This window comes from Bacteroides sp. 1_1_30, assembly GCF_020982715.1.
GTDB classification, from domain to species: domain Bacteria; phylum Bacteroidota; class Bacteroidia; order Bacteroidales; family Bacteroidaceae; genus Bacteroides; species Bacteroides xylanisolvens.
The window spans coordinates 16,329-37,992 of record NZ_JAJKHN010000039.1 but is presented as its reverse complement, the minus strand read 5'-3'; the positions used below and the strand labels follow the sequence as shown (position 1 = coordinate 37,992).

14 protein-coding genes are annotated in these 21,664 nt (G+C 41.8%); 10 read left to right on the top strand and 4 right to left on the bottom strand.

All coding sequences use genetic code 11. From position 1 onward, the window contains the following. From LPH68_RS13145 to LPH68_RS13125, 5 genes are all read left to right on the top strand, one after another. Entirely contained in the window at positions 1-1,287 is a 1,287-nt protein-coding gene (locus LPH68_RS13145) for a RagB/SusD family nutrient uptake outer membrane protein (RefSeq protein WP_004313820.1), read from the top strand. A 10-nt stretch (positions 1,288-1,297) separates the two neighbouring features. After that, positions 1,298-2,239, top strand: coding sequence for a phosphodiester glycosidase family protein (locus LPH68_RS13140; protein WP_225473428.1), 942 nt, complete (start codon positions 1,298-1,300; stop codon positions 2,237-2,239). Positions 2,240-2,251: 12 nt separating this feature from the next. Beyond that, positions 2,252-4,033, top strand: a complete 1,782-nt coding sequence (locus LPH68_RS13135) for an IPT/TIG domain-containing protein (RefSeq protein WP_151923266.1) — start codon at positions 2,252-2,254, stop codon at positions 4,031-4,033. Between the two features lie 6 nt (positions 4,034-4,039). Next, positions 4,040-5,299, top strand: coding sequence for an IPT/TIG domain-containing protein (locus LPH68_RS13130; RefSeq protein WP_004313817.1), 1,260 nt, complete (start codon positions 4,040-4,042; stop codon positions 5,297-5,299). A 63-nt stretch (positions 5,300-5,362) separates the two neighbouring features. Beyond that, complete coding sequence (locus LPH68_RS13125) at positions 5,363-6,265, top strand: glycerophosphodiester phosphodiesterase family protein (protein ID WP_008641676.1); 903 nt, start codon at positions 5,363-5,365, stop codon at positions 6,263-6,265. Between the two features lie 141 nt (positions 6,266-6,406). Here the strand turns inward: LPH68_RS13125 and LPH68_RS13120 are convergent, their stop codons facing one another. Together LPH68_RS13120 and LPH68_RS13115 are read right to left on the bottom strand one after the other, a co-directional pair. Then, positions 6,407-7,504: an SGNH/GDSL hydrolase family protein gene (locus LPH68_RS13120; RefSeq protein ID WP_032851617.1), complete on the bottom strand. Its 1,098-nt coding sequence runs from the start codon at positions 7,502-7,504 to the stop codon at positions 6,407-6,409. A gap of 58 nt (positions 7,505-7,562) precedes the next feature. After that, positions 7,563-8,783, bottom strand: a complete 1,221-nt coding sequence (locus tag LPH68_RS13115; protein WP_009040953.1) for a pitrilysin family protein — start codon at positions 8,781-8,783, stop codon at positions 7,563-7,565. 105 nt (positions 8,784-8,888) lie between these two features. Here LPH68_RS13115 and LPH68_RS13110 point away from each other — a divergent pair, with 105 nt between their 5' ends. The 4 genes from LPH68_RS13110 to LPH68_RS13095 all read left to right on the top strand — a co-directional run bounded on the left by LPH68_RS13110 (position 8,889) and on the right by LPH68_RS13095 (position 14,029). Continuing rightward, positions 8,889-9,422, top strand: coding sequence for a TIGR00730 family Rossman fold protein (locus tag LPH68_RS13110; RefSeq protein WP_004313813.1), 534 nt, complete (start codon positions 8,889-8,891; stop codon positions 9,420-9,422). A 4-nt stretch (positions 9,423-9,426) separates the two neighbouring features. Beyond that, positions 9,427-10,032, top strand: a complete 606-nt coding sequence (locus tag LPH68_RS13105; protein ID WP_004313812.1) for an SIS domain-containing protein — start codon at positions 9,427-9,429, stop codon at positions 10,030-10,032. Beyond that, positions 10,020-10,940 carry a carbohydrate kinase gene (locus LPH68_RS13100; RefSeq protein ID WP_009040952.1) on the top strand — a complete coding sequence of 307 codons (921 nt, stop codon included), beginning with the start codon at positions 10,020-10,022 and terminating at the stop codon, positions 10,938-10,940. The genes LPH68_RS13105 and LPH68_RS13100 overlap by 13 nt, the downstream gene beginning before the upstream one ends. Positions 10,941-12,097: 1,157 nt before the next feature. Continuing rightward, positions 12,098-14,029: a DEAD/DEAH box helicase gene (locus LPH68_RS13095; RefSeq protein ID WP_151923267.1), complete on the top strand. Its 1,932-nt coding sequence runs from the start codon at positions 12,098-12,100 to the stop codon at positions 14,027-14,029. Positions 14,030-14,101: 72 nt separating this feature from the next. On the opposite strand, the gene LPH68_RS13090 is transcribed toward LPH68_RS13095, so the two are convergent. Then, complete coding sequence (locus LPH68_RS13090; RefSeq protein WP_004313809.1) at positions 14,102-18,172, bottom strand: two-component regulator propeller domain-containing protein; 4,071 nt, start codon at positions 18,170-18,172, stop codon at positions 14,102-14,104. A 19-nt stretch (positions 18,173-18,191) separates the two neighbouring features. Then, the gene (locus LPH68_RS13085) at positions 18,192-18,392 is read right to left on the bottom strand and encodes a hypothetical protein (RefSeq protein ID WP_008641668.1); all 201 of its coding nucleotides are present in this window, start codon (positions 18,390-18,392) and stop codon (positions 18,192-18,194) included. Between the two features lie 134 nt (positions 18,393-18,526). Here LPH68_RS13085 and LPH68_RS13080 point away from each other — a divergent pair, with 134 nt between their 5' ends. Further along, positions 18,527-21,664: a TonB-dependent receptor gene (locus LPH68_RS13080; protein ID WP_008015620.1), complete on the top strand. Its 3,138-nt coding sequence runs from the start codon at positions 18,527-18,529 to the stop codon at positions 21,662-21,664.

Sequence of the window (21,664 nt, the reverse complement as noted above, 5' to 3'; positions counted from 1 at the left end):
ATGAAGAATTTTATTATATCGTTATTAACAGTATTATTGGTGTTTGCCACTAGTTGCAACGAAATGGACCAATATCCGCATAATGCCGTATCCAGTGATAACCTCACCGAGGAGGATGCTCAATTACTGCTTACCGGACTCTACTTTTATATACAAAACAAACCAACAGTCAATGGTTATCTTACACAAGACATTGTCGGCGGAGATCTTGTCCGCGGCGGAGCGACAGGACTGAAAGATCCGGTATTATTGGTAAAAGACCTGGTTACCCCTGAAAGCGGTTTCGTCAGCGGACCGTGGGATGGATTTTATACTGCTCTCTACCAAGTAAATTCACTGATTGTCGCAGTTGACAAATTAGCAGCCAGCCAGTCACGAAACGAGATACTGGGAGTAGCCAGTTTCTTCCGTGGTCTGATTTATTATCACCTGGTTACCCGCTATGGAGAAGTTCCCATTCTCGAAGCTCCTTTCTCGGGAGACATCGCAGCATCTACCGAAACAGAAGGATGGAGTTTTGTAGAAAAGAATTTTCAGGTAGCAATAGATTATGCTCCTACTTTTTCCGACAAGTATTACGTCTCAAAACAAGCGGCAAAGGCTTTAATGGCAAGAACCAAACTTGCACAAGGCAAAATGACTGAAGCTGCCAAACTTGCTGAAGAAGTGATAGGTGATGCCAATTTCTCACTTGCCGACTTCGACCAGATCTTCCGTGGAAAAGCAAACCGAGAAGAAATATTCTCATTTGTCAATCTGCTCAATGAATCAAGCGTAAACTTGAGTGCTTCCCTCTATTCACGTGCTTCTGCCAATGGAGGTAGCTATACATATGCGCCGACGACAAAAGTGATGAATATGTTCGAACCGGATGATAAACGAACCGCCATATCAATTGATATGCAGGAAACAAATGAAGTCATTAATAAATATCCCGGTGGAGAGGTGACTACCGATCCGATCATTATTACCCGTTTGGGGGAAATGTACCTGATCAGTGCTGAAGCACAAGGACTTTCCAAAGGGCTTACCCGTTTGAATGAGCTTCGGAACTTTCGTGGTCTTCCTTCTGTACACCCTGCCACTGAAGAAGACTTCATAGATGCAATTCTCAATGAGAGACATACGGAACTACTGGCAGAAGGTTTCCGTTGGTTCGACCTTGTCCGCCTCAACCGCCTGGAAAGTGATCTCGGCTTTGAGCGCAAGTATAACAAATTACCTATTCCTGCCAAAGAAAGGTCTCTCAATAAACTTTTAAATCAAAATTCATATTGGGCTAACTAAAACAATGAAAATGATGAACTTATTAAAATACATGCAGATTCTGTCATTTGTATTACCAGTGGCTTTCTTAAGTTGCTCAAACGATACAATTGAAGACGTACATTATACCCCGCAAACAAAAATCGGTCAAAAACTATTAGCGGGTAGTGAAACAGTGGCACGTGTATATACCGATACCAGCTTTGTTGTTGCATTGGGAGTTACGGAAACAGATGTCCATTTTCAAAAGGCAGACAGCCGCTCTACTCATATATTTATAATCGACATTGATTTGAATGAACCAGGGGTTTCATTAGAAGTAGGTATGCCGTATGATGCGGATGTACGCAACAACTTCCAGCGGCAGACACTAACAGAAATGGCAGATTACGCCGACCGTCCGTGGCACCGGGTAGCTGCCATGATTAATGCTGATTTTTGGGATGTCAGTACAATGGATATCAGGGGGCCCATTCATCGCAATGGAGTGATCTTAAAAAACTCATTCATCTTTAAAGAAACACTTCCCCAACAAGCTTTGAGTTTTATCGCGCTGACGAAAGACAACAAAATGGTAATTGCCGACTCTGTGGAGTATCGTGGTATGCAGTACAACCTCAAAGAAGTGACCGGGAGCGGAGTTATCGTGCTACGGGATGGAGAAATATCCGGCGCGACTTATCCAGGTATCGATCCGCGTACTTGTCTTGGATATTCAGATGATGGTCATGTCTACTTCATGGTGGCTGACGGACGTGTAGAGTTCTACTCATACGGACTTACTTATCCGGAAATGGGTTCAATAATGAAAGCATTAGGATGCTCATGGGCTGTGAACCTGGATGGTGGCGGTTCTACCCAAATGCTTATACGACATCCGATAGCGGATATATTCCAAATACGGAACCGGCCTTCTGATGGACAGGAGCGACCTGTCGTAAATACGTGGATGGTAACAGTCAATGAACCTTAAAAAGCAGAAAGTATGAAGAACTCAATATTTATTTTATCTATCCTATTTTGTTGCAACTTGTTCTGTGGATGTTCGGAATCGGACGAATCCGATTCCCGACAATTTCCTCCGAAACTCATTTCCATTATTCCGAAAGCTGGATCGACAGGAGGTACCGCAATTATTTCAGGAGTTCATTTTTCTGAAACAGCAATTGATAATGAGGTATTTATTAACGGAGTACAAGCGGAAATTATCGATGCAACCCAGAATCGTTTAGTGATTGCTCTTCCCAATAATCCGGAAGGTACTTATTCAATCAAAGTTAGTGTGAAAGGGGAAGTTGTAGAAGGACTCAAATTTACTTATGCAACACCTCAAGCTCCACCTGAACTTGCTGTATTACAGGTTATGCCCTCCTCTGCCTATGCAGGAGATTTAGTGACACTGATCGGTCAGTGTTTCAGCACAGTGGTATCAGAAAATCAGGTGACAATCAACGGAGTGACTGCTGAAGTTAAAGAGGCGACTTCCAGCCAACTCAAAATTATCATTCCCGACACCGAGGAAGGCAGTTACCCTATCCGTGTGAGAATTGGTACTAAAGAAACTGAAAGCCCCCTGTTTACTTACCTTCACACAGTGACATTAACGACCTCTTCTCTAACCCCCGCACGTGGAAAAGCCGGAGAGGAAGTGGTGATTTCAGGAGAAGGATTTGGAACAACGATCGAAGAGAACATGGTTTCTATAAACGGAAAGCAGGCAACCGTAAAAGTTGTAACCGCAACAACGCTAACCATTATTGCTCCGGAGAATCCTTCCGGTACCTATCCAGTCAAAGTTACTGTCGCAGATAAAACGGTAGAGAATCTAAGTTTCACCTACGAAGATTTATCTTACACAGTTGCAACAGTAGCAGGTAACTCCGCAACTACCTCTACTGACGGTAAGGGAACGGCTGCCTCTTTCAAATTCCCGCAGGGACTAGCTCTCGCACCCAATGGTGACATATGGATTGCCGAAAGAGGAAATAACGTCATCAGAAAAATGGATCAGGAATATAATGTTTCAACTGTTGCCAAAAGTGGCACCGTTACATTTAATGCTCCCTGGCAAGGTGGTTTCGATCTCTCGGGCATATATTATGTAGCCAATAAAGCTTTGAATAATATTATTAAGATTACACAGGAAGGCACTTGCTCTGTGTTCTCCACCGAAACAACCTTTAAAAGTCCGATGAGCATCACTTTTGATAGTAACGGTAATATGTATATTGCGGACCGCGATAATAAGGCAGTAAAGAAAATAACGTCTGGCGGTACTGTAACTAACTACGATATGTCTTCACTCAAAGCCGGTCCCAATTGTATGGCGGTAGATAAGAAGGGAAGAATCTTTGTAGGTACCGGCGGTACTTATCAGCTGCATATGTTCGATACGGACGGTACACTAAAAACTGTATTCGGAACTGGCGTAGTACCCACTGCTGCGACTTATTCTGATGGTGAACAGAACGACCTGTCAAAAGCAACCATGGGGGCAACATTCGGCATTGCATTCGGCCCGGATGAGGTACTTTATATCACCGATTATACAATGCATACCATACGTACGCTAACACCGGATGCAGAAGGCGACTATACGAAAGGAACATTAAAAACAATAGCCGGTATTCCGGGAACGAAAGGTAAAATTGATGGTTCTGCCCTGACAGCTACATTCAATTGCCCTGCAAGCGTACTGGTTTCGGATAAAGTATATATCGCTGATGAGCAAAACCATTTGATTCGTACCATAACAGTAAATAAATAAAAGACTATGAGAAAGATATACATACTACTGCTCGCCTGCCCACTCTTATCATTGTTTGTAGCCTGCAATGATAATGACTACAAAGCGTCAGTGACAGAGCTTAGGCTGGTCCTCGTGAAACCCACCAATGTTTATTCCGGTGAAATAGCTACAATACTGGGACGTAATTTCAGCACGGTGCCGGAAGAAAATGCTGTTTTCATCAACGACCAGCAGGCAACCGTTATAGAAGCCTTCAAGGACGAACTGAAAATAATATTACCTGAAATGGCTCCGGGAAAATATTCCATCCGCGTCAAATCCCCCTCGGGTGAATTGACAGGCCTCGAGCTCAATTATCTAAAAACACCGGATCAGGAATATATCGTTCAAACAATCGTTGGACAGAAGGGAGTATTCGAAATGACAGACGGAGTCGGTACGGAAGCCACAACCAAGCTTCCCACTGGTATCGCTTTTGCTCCGGATGGCAGTTTATGGTTTACAGAACGAGGATACAACTATATACGACGTATCTCTCCGGACTTCCTGGTCACTTCACTCCTCGATGTGGCAGTAGACGGTAGCAGTGCTATCTGGCAAGGTGGATTCGATTCGAAAGGAAACTATTATTTCATCGACAAAGGAAAAGGAATGTTACGGAAAATAGAAACCGGCAGTATGTCTGTTTCAACCATAGCATCCGAAATGAAGAGTCCAATGAATGTTACATTCGATGATGAAGATAACATATATGTATCGGCACGCGACAATAAGGCGATTTATAAATTCACACCTTCAGGTACAAAAACAACTTTCGCCACTCTTAACGTATCTCCCAACTATATTGTGTTCGACAAAAACAAGAATATGATTGTTGGTACTTCTAATGGGTATGTGTTGATTCAAATCAGTCCAGATGGCACGCAAAAAACAATTGCAGGAGACGGAGTAAAAGGACAAGAGTATTATGACGGAGAACCCGGTAATCCGCTTAGTGCAAAAGTGGGTGCTACTTTCGGGGTAGCCGCCGGTTCAGATGGATGCCTGTATCTTTCGGATAACACGTACAACTGCATCCGCAAACTAACTCCTGACGCAAATGGAGACTACTCGAAAGGAACGCTGGAAACCATCGCTGGTTCTGGGAAAGCAGGTTTCTCCGACGGAAAAGGACTGAAGGCTACCTTCAACCAACCGTATGAAATCATAATTACGGAGGACTGTAAAACAATGTATGTGGCAGGCGCCGTCAATTACCTGATTCGCCGCATTACTGTCAAATAATAGCGAGTACCCGGGGCGATGCCCCGGGTGACTTTTATCATCATTAATGAATTCTATTAAGTTATGACGAAAAAACTTTTTTTCTTACTACCTATTCTGCTAACCGCATTTTCCATCAGCGCACAAACAAGAACTGATAAACTTTTGAAAAATCTACATGATAATGAATCGAAGTATATCTTTGTTATCGCTCATAGAGGAGACTGGCGCAATGCGCCGGAAAACTCCCTGCAAAGTATCGAAAAAGCAATTGCAATGAAAGTTGATATGATAGAACTTGACATACAACCGACTAAAGATGGCAACTTTATTTGTATGCACGACGAAACTCTCGACCGTACTTCTACGGGAAAGGGACCGATAAAAGATTATACGACCGAGGAACTGAAAAAGTTCGTCCTACGCAGCGGCAACGGAATCAAAACCCGCCAACCAATCCCCACACTGAAAGAAGCATTAAATGTCTGTAAAGGCCGTATTCTTGTCAATATAGACAAAGGAGGTACTTACATAAAAGAAATTATGCCTATCATCCAGGAATGTGGAATGGAGAAACAGGTCATCATCAAAGGATACTATCCTGTAGAGAAAGTGAAAAAAGAGTATGGCTCCAATGAAAGCATGCTTTATATGCCTATCGTTAATTTATGGGATAAAGAAGCAGTTGCCACTATACAAACTTTTATCAAAAACTTTACCCCAATTGCTTACGAACTATGCTTCAAAGATGATGCAAATCCGAATCTAAAAATAATAGATGAAATCGCTAAATCAGGTAGTCGGGTATGGATGAATACTTTATGGGATAGTCTATGTGGCGGACATGATGATGAGAATGCTCTATTGGAAAGTAAAGATAAACATTGGGGTTGGATGTTAAAGCATAAAGCAACAATGATACAAACAGACCGTCCACAAGAACTTATTCATTATTTGGAGGAAAAAGGATTGAGAGATTTGGAATGATCTTCTCTATAAGTCATTCGAAACATCTTATTAAAGAAGTAGTGGGCTTCTTGTTTTCAGGAACAACTTAACACATTTGCAAAAGAAAAAAGGTCAATTCACCCCCATGAATTGACCTTTATTTCTTCTTATTTCTTTCCGTTATTCGTCTCTAAACTTAATTTTCAGAATCTTGCTGATAGCAGGTTTATACTTCTTTAGCATCCGGTCGAATCCCAAATCGTTCGGATGAGTTCCGTCGATGGTTCCCTCGTGATCTGTTCCCAAGAAACGGTCTTCTTTAATGAAATACAGGTTCTTTACGCCTTTTTTACGCAGTACTTCTACTTGCTCGGCGATAGCCTCATTCTGTTGCTTTACATTCTCACGGGCTTTCTGATTAAAGTTTCCCGTTTCGCGTATCAATGTCTGTATGATAATAATAGGTGTATCCGGATGTTTCTCCCGCAAGGTCATTACAAAGCCTACAGCCCGTTCGGTAATCTCTTTTGGAGAAGGATTGGGAATACAATCCAAGATAAAAGCGTCTGCATCAATATTCGCTAACATCCCGGCAACTTCTTTCTCCATTTTTCCATTACCACTCAATCCCAAATTAATGAAATTATATCCACTGCTACGGGATAAGCGGGCCGGATAGGCCATACCCGGACGGCTGGCAGAAGCTCCCTGCAAAATGCTGGATCCGTAGACTACTATTTTCTTTTTGAACGGATTTTCTCCTTTATATATGTGAGCATCAGAAGAGACGCCTATCTCCAGACTCTTCAACTCATCGTATAAGGGCAGATACAACAAACATTCTTTCTCTTCGGTTCCCATATTATCGACAATCACTCTTTCCGTAGTCACGCCACCCGGCATCCCTACTCCGGCAAATTGCCATTTCCCATCCCGTTTGATATACAAATCCAAGCCTTTTTGGGCTATTCTGGTCAAGTTTGGCAGTTGGTAATTGTCAGGAACAGTCCATTTAGCTTTTATCACCGGACTGTTCGTTGTGAAGGAAATAGCCAAACCTGCAGAGTTGGTGAATAGCTTCTTTACTGCGGGAGGCATCGTACAATACTTTGCTGTATCTACCCGATGGAAATATTCACCTTCGGTAGTCGCTTTTCCTACCAATAAAAGCTCTTGGGCGGGCACATAGGTAAAATTGTTCTTCTGCTGCCCGAATGTTGTAAGGGGAAACATTATCAGACCCAGGCAAATCCAGAAATTTCGTGTTAAGTTTCTCATGGTCAGTTTAATATTAACAGTTTATTAATTGTCAGTATATCGCAGCAGTATCAAAAAGCTACTTATAAATCAGCGTTGATAAATACTCTTCTGCAAACATTTCATTGGCAACCTCCAGTAGTTGCTCTGCCGTTAACTCTTCAATACGCTTAAAAACAAGCTCGGATGATTCATATTTATGATAATGAAGGTATGTTTTCGCCATTCCCAATGCATTATTCTCAAAGTTATCAGATGCCACTCCGATTTGTCCGATCAACTGCTTTTTCGCTGCTGCCAATTGGGAGGAAGTCATTTTCACATCACGCATCCGCTTCAGTTCCTTATAGGTCAGTTTCAAACAGGTATCCATGTCATCCACATCCGTCCCGAAATAAATACAGAAAGCCCCTGTATCCGTGTAAGAGGTCAGATTGGATTCGACATTATAAACCAGTCCTCTACGCTCACGAAGGGATACATTGAGTTTGCTATTCATTCCGGGACCTCCGAGGACATTGTTCAATAAATAGAGAGCCGTGCGTTTGTCGTCATACGCATTATAGCCACGGCTACCCATCATTACATGTGCCTGGTGTGTGTCTCTAGAAACCGTCAAATGTTCCGGCATATAAAGAGGCGGAGGTGTGCGACGATTCTCTACTCTTACATCAGGAATATCCGAAAGGTATTTTTCTACCAAGCGGATGATTTTCTTGAAATCATATTGTCCCTGAACAAAAAACACCATATTCCCCGGTTGGTAAAACCGGCGGGTAAACGATAGAACATCCTCTGTGCGAAAACTCCGCAGCAGTTCCGGTTTACCAAGAATGTTTCTTCCCAATGGATGATTGCGGAAGATCATATCTTCAAAATCATCGAAGATCAGTTCCGACGGAGTATCTTCATACGACTGGATTTCATCGATAATGACCTCCGTTTCTTTTTCTATTTCATGCTGCGGAAAAGTTGAATGAAATACAATATCCCCCAACAGTTCAAGCGCCCGTTCCAGATGTTCTTTCAGGAAAGCGGCATAGACCACCGTTTCTTCCTTATTAGTGTAAGCATTCAGGTCGCCCCCCACATTCTCCATCCGGTTGAGGATATGCCAGGCTTTCCGCTTCTCCGTTCCCTTAAAAATCAGGTGTTCTACAAAATGGGCCATTCCCTGCTCATTCTCCGCCTCATCGCGCGTTCCGGCATCGATCGCAAAACCACAATAAGCTACTTTTGAGAGGGTCGGTTCATGGATAATACGTAAGCCATTTGGCAATGTATATTCGTTGCAATGCATTGTTTTCTACTTCCTTATTGAATTAATGCCGCAAAAATACAATAAAACTTATTGCTGTTTATAGAAAATTGCAGATATTTGTGGACTATAACAGCAACAACGTATATGGAAAAGATAGGAATATTCTGTTCCGCTTCCGAAAACATTGACAAAGTGTACTTCGAAAGTGCCCGCCAAATAGGAGAATGGATGGGGCAGAAAGGCAAAACCTTGATATATGGAGGTGCCAGCCTCGGACTGATGGAATGTATCGCCCGCGCCGTGAAAGAAAACGGCGGCAAGGTCATCGGAGTTGTTCCCGCCAAACTGGAGGAGAACGGCAAAGTAAGCACTCTGTTAGACGAAGAAATTCACACCCGCAATTTGAGTGACCGCAAAGATATCATAACGGAGAAGTCGGAGGTGCTAGTCGCACTACCCGGAGGCGTTGGTACGCTCGATGAGATCTTCCATGTAATAGCCGCTGCTTCTATCGGTTATCACCGGAAAAAGGTCATCTTCTACAATGAATATGGTTTCTATGACGAACTATTGAAAGCACTCCACACGTTGGAGGATAAAGGTTTTGCACGGCAACCATTCTCAACCTATTACGAAGTAGCAAACACATTGAACGAATTAAAAGAAAAAATAAACTGATTATATGATAGACTCCATCAAACAACTTTTGCAACAGGAAGCACAAGCTGTGCTCAACATCCCAATAACAGACGCTTATGAAAAAGCAGTAAAACTGATTGTAGAACAAATACATCAGAAAAAGGGAAAACTGGTAACTTCCGGTATGGGAAAAGCCGGACAGATTGCCATGAACATTGCTACAACTTTTTGTTCCACCGGTATTCCATCTGTCTTTCTGCATCCCAGCGAGGCGCAACACGGTGATTTGGGTATTTTACAAAAAAATGATTTACTCCTGTTGATCTCCAACTCGGGCAAGACACGGGAAATTGTGGAATTAACCCGTCTGGCTCATAATCTGGATCCGGATTTGAAGTTTATTGTTATTACTGGTAATCCGGACAGTCCGTTGGCAAAAGAGTCGGATGTTTGTCTTAGTACCGGTAAGCCGGCTGAAGTCTGTGTGTTAGGCATGACTCCTACTACCTCTACCACTGCCATGACAGTGATCGGAGATATATTGGTGGTACAAACCATGAAAGAAACCGGATTTACGATCGCCGAATATTCAAAACGCCATCATGGTGGTTATCTGGGAGAAAAATCAAGATCACTATGCGAAAAGTAATCGGTATCGGAGAGACAATCCTCGATATCATCTTTCGAGGTGACCAGCCTTCCGCAGCCGTACCGGGAGGCTCTGTATTCAATGGCATCGTCTCATTGGGACGAATGGGAGTAAACGTCGGTTTCATCAGTGAAACCGGAAATGACCGTGTAGGCAATATTATCCTGCAGTTTATGCGTGAGAATAATATTCCAACCGATCATGTCAACGTATTCCCGGACGGTAAATCACCAGTATCTCTGGCTTTTCTCAACGAGCAAAGCGATGCAGAATATATATTTTACAAGAACTATCCCAAGCAACGTCTAGACGTCCTATTCCCTAAATTAGAGGAAGATGACATTGTGATGGTGGGGTCGTATTATGCACTGAATCCGGTACTGCGGGAAAAGATTCTCGAATTACTCGATCAGGCACGGGAAAAGAAAGCCATCATCTATTACGACCCGAATTTCCGCTCTTCTCATAAGAACGAAGCCATCAAACTGGCTCCAACCATTATTGAGAATCTTGAATATGCGGATATTGTACGCGGTTCATTGGAGGATTTCCTCTATATGTACAACATACAGGACGTAGACAAGATATACAAGGATAAAATCAAATTCTATTGCCCACGATTCATCTGTACTGCAGGTGGAGAAAAAGTAGCGTTGCGCACCAATCTGGTCAACAAAGATTATCCGGTAGAACCGTTACAGGCAGTCAGCACCATTGGGGCCGGCGACAATTTTAATGCAGGACTCATTTATGGATTACTCAAATATGATGTTCGATACCGCGACCTAAATAACTTGAATGAAGATATATGGGATAAAATAATCCAATGTGGAAAAGACTTCGCAGCCGAGGTTTGCGGAAGTTTCAGTAATTCAGTATCCGTGGAGTTTGCTAAGAAATACAGGTAAAATTTACCATAATGCACAAAAGGACACAGAGCTTTATATCATTCGCTCAACAACTATATAGGAGTATACAAACGTATCTGAAAAGAGGAATCGGACTCTTTATGGAAGACATAGAACAGTTGCGCAGCATTTTATTAACAGATAATTGATTGTTGATAAAGGATAAATATGGCTCAGTTGTAATTCTTGGGGATTTGATTCAGTGCAATCACATCCTTAAAATTTAATTCAATTCTATATTGGAATGAATGAGATTTTGTTTTCAATTACTGATTTGCATAAGTATAACATGAACTTTGGATTCATAAGTTTCACCCGTTTCACCTTATAACTGAAACATCGATGAATAAGGAGATAGCGGGTGAAAGCGTAGGAAAAAAACAGGTGAAGGCTTCCATTATCGCTTTCACCTTTTGAATTTATTTATACCGATTGCTGGACATATATAGCCATCGTGATGGACATATATAGCCACCGTGATGAATATATATAGCCACCGTGATGAATATATATAGCCACCGTGATGGACATATAGATGCAATACGGTGAGTATATAGATCCAATCTGTTGAATCTACAGATGTACCAATTCAAGTATTAACAGATGAGAACCAAGGTATTAACACCTGACAACTAAGCTATTAACATCTGACAGTTCATCTATTAATACCTGACAATGGATTTGCTATAAGCATATTTTCATTAGCTATAATGATATCCGGATTAGCTATAATGATATTGGTTTTAGCTCAAAGGATATTTTGAAAAGCCAAGGTGAAACCGATAATGTTCTGTTTCACCTGATTTCACCCCTCGCTTTCACCCGCTATAGCCTTATTCATCGGCATTTCAAGAATCAGGTGAAAGCGATGAATGGCAATAATCTTATAGTGGCATTGATGATACTTTATTTATAAAAAAAGAGGTAAGTTACGCAGTATTCCGCTATCGAATGAGTCAGAACTGCACAGTTTAGTTCATTTTCACACCGGAATGAATCTATTTTGTTAAGAATATGATTGCTCTGAATCAAATCCCCCAATTTTCAGACTGATCCATAAATATGATGACGTCTACAATAATTATCCGTTATCAACCATTCATTATCAACTAAATTAACTATCTTTGCAGCCGAAATAAAAGATATACAGAGATTTAATGAAGACATTTGAAGAGCTTGGTGTTTCTCCGGAGATACGTAGAGCAATTGAAGAAATGGGATACGAGAATCCCATGCCGGTACAAGAGGAAGTGATTCCGTACCTTTTAGGAGAAAATAATGATGTAGTAGCTCTTGCACAGACAGGAACAGGTAAAACAGCCGCATTCGGTTTGCCTCTGCTCCAACAAATTGACGTAAAGAACAGAATCCCACAATCACTTATCCTCTGCCCTACCCGTGAGCTTTGTCTCCAAATAGCAGGAGATTTGAACGACTATTCCAAATACATTGATGGACTAAAAGTACTGCCTGTATATGGAGGTTCTTCCATTGACAGCCAGATACGCAGCCTGAAACGAGGCGTACATATCATCGTAGCCACTCCTGGACGTTTGCTGGACTTGATGGAACGCAAGACCGTTTCCCTATCCACCATCCGCAACGTTGTAATGGACGAAGCAGACGAGATGCTGAACATGGGATTTACAGATAGCATTAACGCTATTCTGGCTGATGTACCGCAAGAACGTAACACACTGCTTTTCTCCGCTACTATGAGCCCGGAAATTGCACGTATCTCCAAGAACTATTTACGTAACGCGAAAGAAATTACTATTGGCCGTAAGAACGAAAGTACCAACAACGTTAAACACGTAGTTTATACCGTACAAGCGAAAGATAAATACGAGGCTTTAAAACGCATTGTCGACTATTACCCGCAAATATACGGTATTATTTTCTGCCGTACCCGCAAGGAAACACAGGAAATTGCTGACAAATTAATGCAAGAAGGCTATAATGCCGACTCGCTGCATGGCGAACTTTCACAAGCACAACGAGACACTGTCATGCAAAAGTTCCGTATTTGTAATCTGCAGCTGCTTGTTGCTACGGATGTAGCAGCCCGTGGTCTGGATGTGGACGATTTGACTCACGTCATCAACTACGGCTTGCCTGATGATACAGAAAGCTACACTCACCGCAGCGGACGTACAGGACGTGCCGGAAAAACCGGTACTTCTATCGCTATCATCAATCTCCGCGAGAAGGGAAAGTTAAGAGAAATAGAACGAATTATCGGCAAGAAATTCATTACCGGAGAGATGCCGACTGCGGCAGGCATTTGCCAAAAGCAGTTGATTAAGGTTATTGACGACCTTGAAAAAGTAAAAGTAAATGAAGAAGAAATCGCAGGCTTCATGCCGGAAATCTATCGTAAACTAGAATGGTTGAGCAAGGAAGACCTGATAAAACGAGTGGTTTCGCACGAATTCAACCGTTTCGCAGAATATTACCGCCACCGCCCGGGAATAGAACAACCAACAATTGAAAGCCGTAGTGAACGTGCCAGAAAAAGTGACCGCAAAGAAAATGGTTTCGAAAAGAGAAGTCGGAAAGCTGCTCCAGGCTTCAACCGCCTATTCATCAATCTGGGTAAAACAGACAGTTTCTTCCCCAGTGATCTTATCGGCTTATTGAACAGTAATACACGCGGACGTATCGAGTTGGGACGCATTGACCTGATGCAGAACTTCTCTTTCTTCGAAGTACCTGAAAAAGAAACCGTCAATGTTCTAAAAGCTCTAAACCGTGCCAAATGGAATGGTCGTAAAGTTGTTGTAGAAGTCTCCAGTGAAGAAGGTGGAAAAGGACACGAAAACGGTTCGGGTGAACGCAAAGGCGGTAAAAGATCCGGTAAAAACGAAGAGCGCGCTCCACGCTATGAAAATAAAGACAGAAAATCTAAGGATGCTTCTGCCAAAGGTTCAAAATCCAGCAAGAAGGAAAAACCAAGCCGTGCAGAGCGGGGATATTCGGATGCCCGCGGACCGAAAAGGAAAGATAACTGGCAGGAATTTTTCAAAGATAAAGAACCCGACTTTAGTGAAGAAGGATGGGCGAGAAGAAAGCCCAAAAAGCAACTTTAATCTTCCGAGAAATTGAGGGTGTGTCAAAATGATAAACTATTCAAACCCTTGACACACCCCCACTCAATTATACTAATGAAAGTCCTTCTCTTTCAAATCTTTTTTTTTCATCTCTCTATACTGCCGCGGAGGCATTCCGAACTTTTGAGAAAACACTTTATAGAAAGTACCTCTATTCGTATAACCCGCCTTATTCATAATCTCCTCTACTGTAAGATTTGTAGTAAGCAACAGGCGTTCCGCTACCGTCAGACGATACTCTTTGATAATGTCAGCCGGAGTTTTATCCGTTACATTCTTCAATTTCCGATAAAACTGACGAGTGCTACACCCTAATGAAGCGCTCAACAACTCTACCGAAAGCTCCGGATTCTCCACATATTCATCTATCACTCGCATCATTTTCTCAAAGAACGACTTGTCTTCTTTATGCAAAAGATGCCCGTCTTCCAGTTTAAAAGCACTATAAATAGAGCTATAATACTCTTTCATATCCTCTTTACGCCTAATCTGCCTTTCTACAATCTTCTCTAGATATTCGACATTAAAAGGTTTTGTAACGTATGCCTCCGCACCCGATTCGATTCCTTTCACTTGCTCATCAATATAATTAAGTGCCGAGAGCAATACTAGCGGAATATGACTCAACAATTTATCTTCCTTCACAATCTTCGCAAATGCCCGTCCATCCATATCCGGCATCATCACATCCGATAAAATCAAGTCCGGTTGTTTCAGTTTCAGCTGTTCCAACGCCTCCTGAGCACTATTAAACGGCTGCACATTATATTTACCCGCAAAAATTTCTGTCACAAACCACAACATAGAAGGATCATCATCAATAATCATTATAGTCTGCCTAGAAGCGTCATAATCTGCAACAATATCCTTCTTCTGCTCTACTGGTTTATCGCTAATTGGCATTACTTGCTTCTTCAGTTCCTTCAATTCTCCTGATTTCGCATCAGTGACAGTCAACATCGGCAAAACAACCTCAAAAGTCGTCACCTCTTCCGGTATGCTCATCACGCGAATCTCTCCAGCAAGCAGATTCACCATACTATGACAAATAGCCAGTCCCAAGCCATTTCTCGGGAAAGCTTCGTTCTTATTCTGCGTTTCAAAATCATCCAGAATCTTATAGCGGTCGAATATCTTATCCAGATTCTCCTTCTTAATTCCCTTACCTGAATTGGATACACGGATACAAAGCCTTTCTCCTTCAATACATTGCTCCACAGTTATCTTACCGCCATCGGAGGTATATTTGAAGGCATTCGATATCAAATTATTGACAATTTTACTCAAGCAACTCACATCTGTATTCCAGCGATCTCCCTCCTCAATATTTAGTTGATAATCCACCTTTCTACTTTCCACCCATTCACCAAAAGATTCGGCAATGCCCCGAGTATGCTCATCCACAGCTACCTCTTGTATATCCAATACCTTATGCCCTGTTTCTAACCGACGAAATTCTATCAATTCTTGAATCAGCGAATTCAGTTTCTGTGCATTCTGTTGAACCAAATCAGCATATTTACGGATATATCCATCTGTTCCGGCATAAGACAGAATCTTCTCACAAGGTCCTGATATTAAAGTAAGAGGCGTACAAAATTCATGTGTGATATTTGTAAAGAACCTTAATTTAGATTCATAAATTTCATCTCGTTTTTGTCGGTTCAGTTTCTCAATAATAATATCCCGTTTCCGACGATAGCGACGAATAGCCATATAAACAAGCCCCCAAAGCAAAAGAAGAAACAGCAAGAAATATCCCCAATAAGCTAATTGTGTCATATACCAAGGAGGAGCAATACGAATGACCAAAGAGTACGGCTTGCTTTCTTTACCCATAATATTACTCCGGCATTTCACCCAAAGAGTGTATTGACCGGGTGGAAGATTGGAGAAAACAGCCGTTGTAGAAGAGCCGTTCTCTATCCAATTATTGCTTAGTCCGTCTATCATATAAGAATAAGTATAATTATTACCATTGATATAATCGACAGCTACAAAAGATAAATTGAAAAAATTCTGGCTATAATCCAGTTCCAATACTTCCACATCTTTATCTTGCCGCAAAAAATGATAAATATTATATTCTTTTCCAAAGATAGATAGACGGTAAAACTGCAATTTCGGCATATATTCCATAGCCGTAAGATCGTTTTCATTGATAGTAATAAATCCGTTTGTTCCACCGAAGAAGAGAGTCCCTGTACGCTCGTCCTTAAAGAAAGCACCATCACTGAACTCTGTGACTTCCAGATTATTCTGCCGATTATAAGCCTGGACAGTATTTGCCTCAATATTAAACCGTACCACCCCTTGATTGGTACTTAGCCAAAGATTATGTTCGCCATCTTCCAAAATGCCGTGAACCGTATTATTGGGGAATCCATCTGCCTCATTATATACCCGATAATTACCGGGCGACTGCATGTGTGTCAACCCAAAACTAGTACCCAACCAATAGCCTTTTTTATTTGAAAGAATGGCAAAAATATCATTTACAGCCTGGTTACTGACTTCCTGGTCAAAACGAAATGGCATCATCACCTCCGTCTTCACATTCATCCGGTAAGCACCATAACCACGATTACCAAACCATAGAATGGAATCATTTTCCTGATGAGACGTAAAAAAGTAATTAGAAGCTCTTCTCCCTCCATCTAACACAATTCTTCGGGTAAACATAACTTTAGGTTCTCCATCAGAAACGTTCAGTACAATTTTCACAATTCCCTCACCTACAGTAGCCACCCAAATCGTACTGTCATTCAATTCACATATAGAGTGCACATATCTCAACGTCTTACCGTCAACCATAACAGGAAACTCTTTTACTTTTCTCTCCCGATAAGAATAATAGTTCATCCCATGCTCCGTTCCTATCCACAGTCGATTCCAACAACTAGGAGCAAAACAGTAAACGGAATTATCCGTCAACGAACTATTCCCTGTATGCAACCGTTCCACATCAAACTTTCCTCCCGTATCTGGAGCATAACGGAGCATACGCAAAATTCCATCTCCTTTAGTCCCTACCCATAACGTTTGTTCATCATCCAAAAACAAAGCCCGCACCGGAGTGTTAATTTGATAGTCAGAAGTATCCAATAAAGTATTCCGAATAGAAAAATGGTCGATGAAATACATATATACCCCCTGTCCATCAGTTCCCACCCAAATAATATCCTGAAATCGATCTTTAAACAGACAGAAAATGCCGGATTCAATGCCGATTGATTGCATGACATATTTAACCTTACTGTCGGACTGATATTTCAAGCAAATCAATCCACTGCTTTTGAAACCGACATAATAATCATCTCTTTGCTTGACAATAGAAGAGACCTGCCCTCGCTGAGCTATCTCCTCTTTCAAATCAGCTATGAAATATTTATTCCGGCTACGCAAATCATACTCATAAAGATCATAAGCACCGTCAATAAAATAAACCAAATCTCCTTCTCCTGATGTCCAAAACAACTCTCCCTCCTGCTCAAACAACGACTGAAGAATAAGTTCCGGGATACTATCTTCCTTCTTTTCAATAACATAACTACGGACATCACCACTAGAAGAAAAAATCCATAGAACATTCGCACTATCCACACATATATACTGTATATCCTCAAAAGCTAACCGCTTTGCATTCAAACGGTGGAATTTAAGTCCTTTCCGATCAAAATAATAAATATAACCGTCATCCTTAATGACCAAGACATCATTCTCCCGCGTTTTTGCCATACAGCTAATATCCTGAAAGTCTTTAAACCGCTGAACAGTCTGCAAATGAGTATCGAAACGGTCGAGTCCATAATTCGTCTGTATCCATAAAACATGGTCTTCCGCTTCCATTATATTATCAATCAAGTTACCTGACAAATTGTTCCGGACATCAACAGGCTTATACAAACGGAGTTCAGTCCCATCAAACACATTTAATCCATCACACGAACCAATCCAGATCAATCCATCACAATCCTGACAAATAGAAAGAATGGCGCTATTAGACAATCCGTTTTTGCTGGAAAACTGACGCAAACTATATGCTGTAGCCTCAACATCCAACAGACTCCACCAACCGATAACGAGAAAAAAGAAAAATCGAGAAAGATATGTTTTTCCCATAAGCAACAAAGTATTTCATTCAATAGCAAAGGATGCAGTTCATTAATACAAAAGTAATAAAGAAACTTCTTACACCAATAATAAACAGATAATAAATTGCACGATTTTCCGCCATTTCCTCCTCAATTCCTGCCATTTTATCAAGAAAAGACATAAATGGCATAAATTCGTACATACATTCCTCAGCACCACCCCCATATTTGCAACGTCTGATTTTCATAACGGTCAAGACACTATTTTATATTAACCATTAAACACTAATACGTATGACCTAAAAGTACTCTCCATTCAAAATCAAAACTAGCATCAGAGAATTTTAATCATTTAATTTAATTCCTTAAATCAAAACAAGGTATGACTTGTAGAAAGTATAAACTTTTGTTTTTCAGTCTCGCTATAGCCTCTTTATTTATTCTGGCGCCCGACATTAATGCCGGACAGGCGAGCATATTGAGCACTTCGCAAACGAAGAATACCCTCGTAAAAGGAACGGTAAAAGATGCATCCGGTGAACCTCTCATCGGAGTAAGCGTAAGTGTAAAAGGCAAGTCGGGAATCGGAACAATTACAGACATCAACGGCAACTTCTCCATTCAATGTGACGCCAATGATACACTAGTTTTTTCGTACATCGGCTATGCTACTCTAGAGTTTCCGGTTAACGGAAAGAGTTCTCTTTCCATTAGCATGAAAGAAGACACGAAAGTCCTCGATGAAGTTATTGTAGTAGGATATGGCACAACAACCCGTAAAAGTGCGGTAGGTGCGGTAGACCAAGTAAAAGCCGACATGATTGAAAACCGTCCGGTGGCAAACATGACTCAGGCATTGCAAGGAGCAGCACCGAACGTTATCATACAGCAACGTAACCACAACCCGAATGATAACAAAACGAATTTCAATATCCGTGGTATCAGTACGCTGAATGACAATAGCCCTCTATTTGTGATAGACGGACTGGTAGCTGACGGTGAAAGCTTCAATAAGCTGAATCCGATGGACATCGAAAACATCTCTATTTTGAAAGATGCAGGAACGGCCGCTATCTACGGTTCACGTTCTTCCAACGGTGTAGTAGTGGTGACCACCAAAAAAGGGAAAAAGAACCAGCGTCCGGTAGTCCGCTTGAGCGGCATGATAGGTTGGGAAAATCCGGACATCCTGTTCTCTCCGGTAGCAGGCTATCAAAACGCAACACTGAGAAATCTTGCAGAAACCAATGCAGGCAATGCTCCCAAGTATACTCCTGACCAAATCCGCGATTTAGCCGCTCATCAGAATGAAGAGAGCTGGTTCTTTGACCAGATTATGCGAACAGCCATGCAACAGAATTATAACCTAAGCGTATCCGGAGGTAGCGAACACTCTACTTACATGATTTCAATGGGTTATTACGATCAGGAAAGCAACTATGTAGGAAACGACTCTTTCGGTGTTCAACGCTACAACTTCCGCACAAGTCTGAGTACTGAGCTCGGACGCTTCAAACTGACCGGAATCCTTGCTTATGCCCGCAACAACAGTGTAAGCACTACCGGAGGAAGCCTGGAAGTAGATGCCGCCCGCACCCCGACCTACTATTACTATAAAATGAAATCAGCAGACGGACGATACCTACTGAATGATATATTGTCCGAGTTCAACCCACTGGGACAGTTGGAAGCGGGTGGAAGAAATAAATACCGTAATAACTACATCAACACAAACGTTTCCGCCGAAATGAAGATTATTGACGGATTAAAATTGAAAGGAGTGTTCGGTGCTGACATCATGAACGACACACGTTTTACCAGGAATCATGCAGTGGCTTATTATAGTAGCGAAGAAGCCACAGAACCGCGTCCAATCAAAAAAGAGAACAACAAAACCAGTAACTGGAACAGTAACGCCTATCTTATCAATACTCAACTGCTATTGGATTACAACAAAACATTCGGCAAGCATACGGTCAACGGTCTAGTAGGATTGACCAACGAGTCATACACACAAAGCAGTAACGAAATAGAAAAGAAGTATGTAGACCCCGATTTAGGTATTGCTACTGACGAAACAACCAGTGAGCCGGGAAACATCACAGGAAAAACTTCCGTTGACGACAGTAACCGCACCAGCATAACCTCTTTCCTTGGACGTGCAGGTTATTCGTATGCCGACAGATATTATGCAGAATTCAGTTTTCGCTACGACGGAGCTTCTAAGTTCCACAAGGATTATCGTTGGGGCTTTTTCCCCTCAGTTTCCTTGGGGTGGCGCCCTACAGAAGAATCCTTCATGGAGTTTTATAAAGAAAAGATAGGCGACTTGAAGTTACGAGCCTCTTATGGTATCTTGGGCAGTCAAGCAATCGGTACTTACGATCGTTTTACCGTATATGACGTGTATGACAACAGCTATGCCTACAATAACAAAACGGTATCGGGAGCCGGATTCAAACTGGGACTAGAAAATCTGACTTGGGAAAAAACCCAAACATTCAATATCGGTGTCGATGCCTCTTTCCTACAAAACAGTCTGACTGTCACTTTCGATTACTTCCATAAAAGAACGAATGACATCTTAATGAAACCGCTGATTTCTTCCGTATTCGGTACGGAAATGCCTATGGCAAATATCGGCAAGATGCAAAATCAGGGATGGGATCTATCTGTCAACTATCGATTGAAAACTGGGGCGTTTACTCACAATTTCAACTTTAATTTGGGAGATTCTTGGAACAAGGTATTGGAATTCCCCGGAGACGAACAAATTACCCAAGTGGAAGAGTTAAGCCGTATCATCCGGGTCGGTGTTCCCTTGAACTCTTATTATGGCTATAAGATGGCAGGATTTTTCCAAAGTTACGATGAAATTGAAGCGTCTGCCATACCAGTAGGAGCTAAGGTACAACCCGGAGATATTAAATTTGTAGACCGAAATGACGACGGTATCATCGACTCAAAAGATAAGTTTATTCTTGGTAATGCCTTCCCACGTTATACTTTCGGATTCACCTACGGTCTGAACTGGAAAGGGATCGATTTCAGTATGTTCTGGCAAGGAGTAGGCAAACGTGACATGATGTTGCGTGGTGAATTGATAGAACCATATCACGCCAACTACTCTTATACCATTTATAAACATCAACTGGATTTCTGGACACCAACCAATACCGAGGCCCGCTGGCCAAGATTAGCAGCGCCAGGTTCTGACTCCAACAGAAACAACTACGGCAATGGAAACGGCTCCGACCTCTTCTTGCTAGACGGTAAATACTTGCGGTTGAAAAACCTCACGATTGGTTATACCCTGCCCAAAGAATGGACTAAACATTTGGGAATGCAAAAAGCCCGCTTGTATATAAACGGTCAGAACTTACTGACATTCAGCAACAACTCGTTTATAGACCCGGAATCATCCGAATTTGATTCCAAAATGAGCACAAGCGGTGCCAATAGTGGGCGTTCGTATCCTACTCTGCGTTATTTCGGATTTGGTGTAGACATTGAATTTTAA

What these genes read in the sequence shown, in the direction of transcription:
- LPH68_RS13145 (WP_004313820.1), top strand. Translation starts at nt 1, where the DNA reads ATGAAGAATTTTATTATATCGTTATTAACAGTATTATTGGTGTTTGCC.
- LPH68_RS13140 (WP_225473428.1), top strand. Translation starts at nt 1,298, where the DNA reads ATGATGAACTTATTAAAATACATGCAGATTCTGTCATTTGTATTACCA.
- LPH68_RS13135 (WP_151923266.1), top strand. Translation starts at nt 2,252, where the DNA reads ATGAAGAACTCAATATTTATTTTATCTATCCTATTTTGTTGCAACTTG.
- LPH68_RS13130 (WP_004313817.1), top strand. Translation starts at nt 4,040, where the DNA reads ATGAGAAAGATATACATACTACTGCTCGCCTGCCCACTCTTATCATTG.
- LPH68_RS13125 (WP_008641676.1), top strand. Translation starts at nt 5,363, where the DNA reads ATGACGAAAAAACTTTTTTTCTTACTACCTATTCTGCTAACCGCATTT.
- LPH68_RS13120 (WP_032851617.1), bottom strand. Translation starts at nt 7,504, where the DNA reads ATGAGAAACTTAACACGAAATTTCTGGATTTGCCTGGGTCTGATAATG.
- LPH68_RS13115 (WP_009040953.1), bottom strand. Translation starts at nt 8,783, where the DNA reads ATGCATTGCAACGAATATACATTGCCAAATGGCTTACGTATTATCCAT.
- LPH68_RS13110 (WP_004313813.1), top strand. Translation starts at nt 8,889, where the DNA reads ATGGAAAAGATAGGAATATTCTGTTCCGCTTCCGAAAACATTGACAAA.
- LPH68_RS13105 (WP_004313812.1), top strand. Translation starts at nt 9,427, where the DNA reads ATGATAGACTCCATCAAACAACTTTTGCAACAGGAAGCACAAGCTGTG.
- LPH68_RS13100 (WP_009040952.1), top strand. Translation starts at nt 10,020, where the DNA reads ATGCGAAAAGTAATCGGTATCGGAGAGACAATCCTCGATATCATCTTT.
- LPH68_RS13095 (WP_151923267.1), top strand. Translation starts at nt 12,098, where the DNA reads ATGAAGACATTTGAAGAGCTTGGTGTTTCTCCGGAGATACGTAGAGCA.
- LPH68_RS13090 (WP_004313809.1), bottom strand. Translation starts at nt 18,172, where the DNA reads ATGGGAAAAACATATCTTTCTCGATTTTTCTTTTTTCTCGTTATCGGT.
- LPH68_RS13085 (WP_008641668.1), bottom strand. Translation starts at nt 18,392, where the DNA reads ATGAAAATCAGACGTTGCAAATATGGGGGTGGTGCTGAGGAATGTATG.
- LPH68_RS13080 (WP_008015620.1), top strand. Translation starts at nt 18,527, where the DNA reads ATGACTTGTAGAAAGTATAAACTTTTGTTTTTCAGTCTCGCTATAGCC.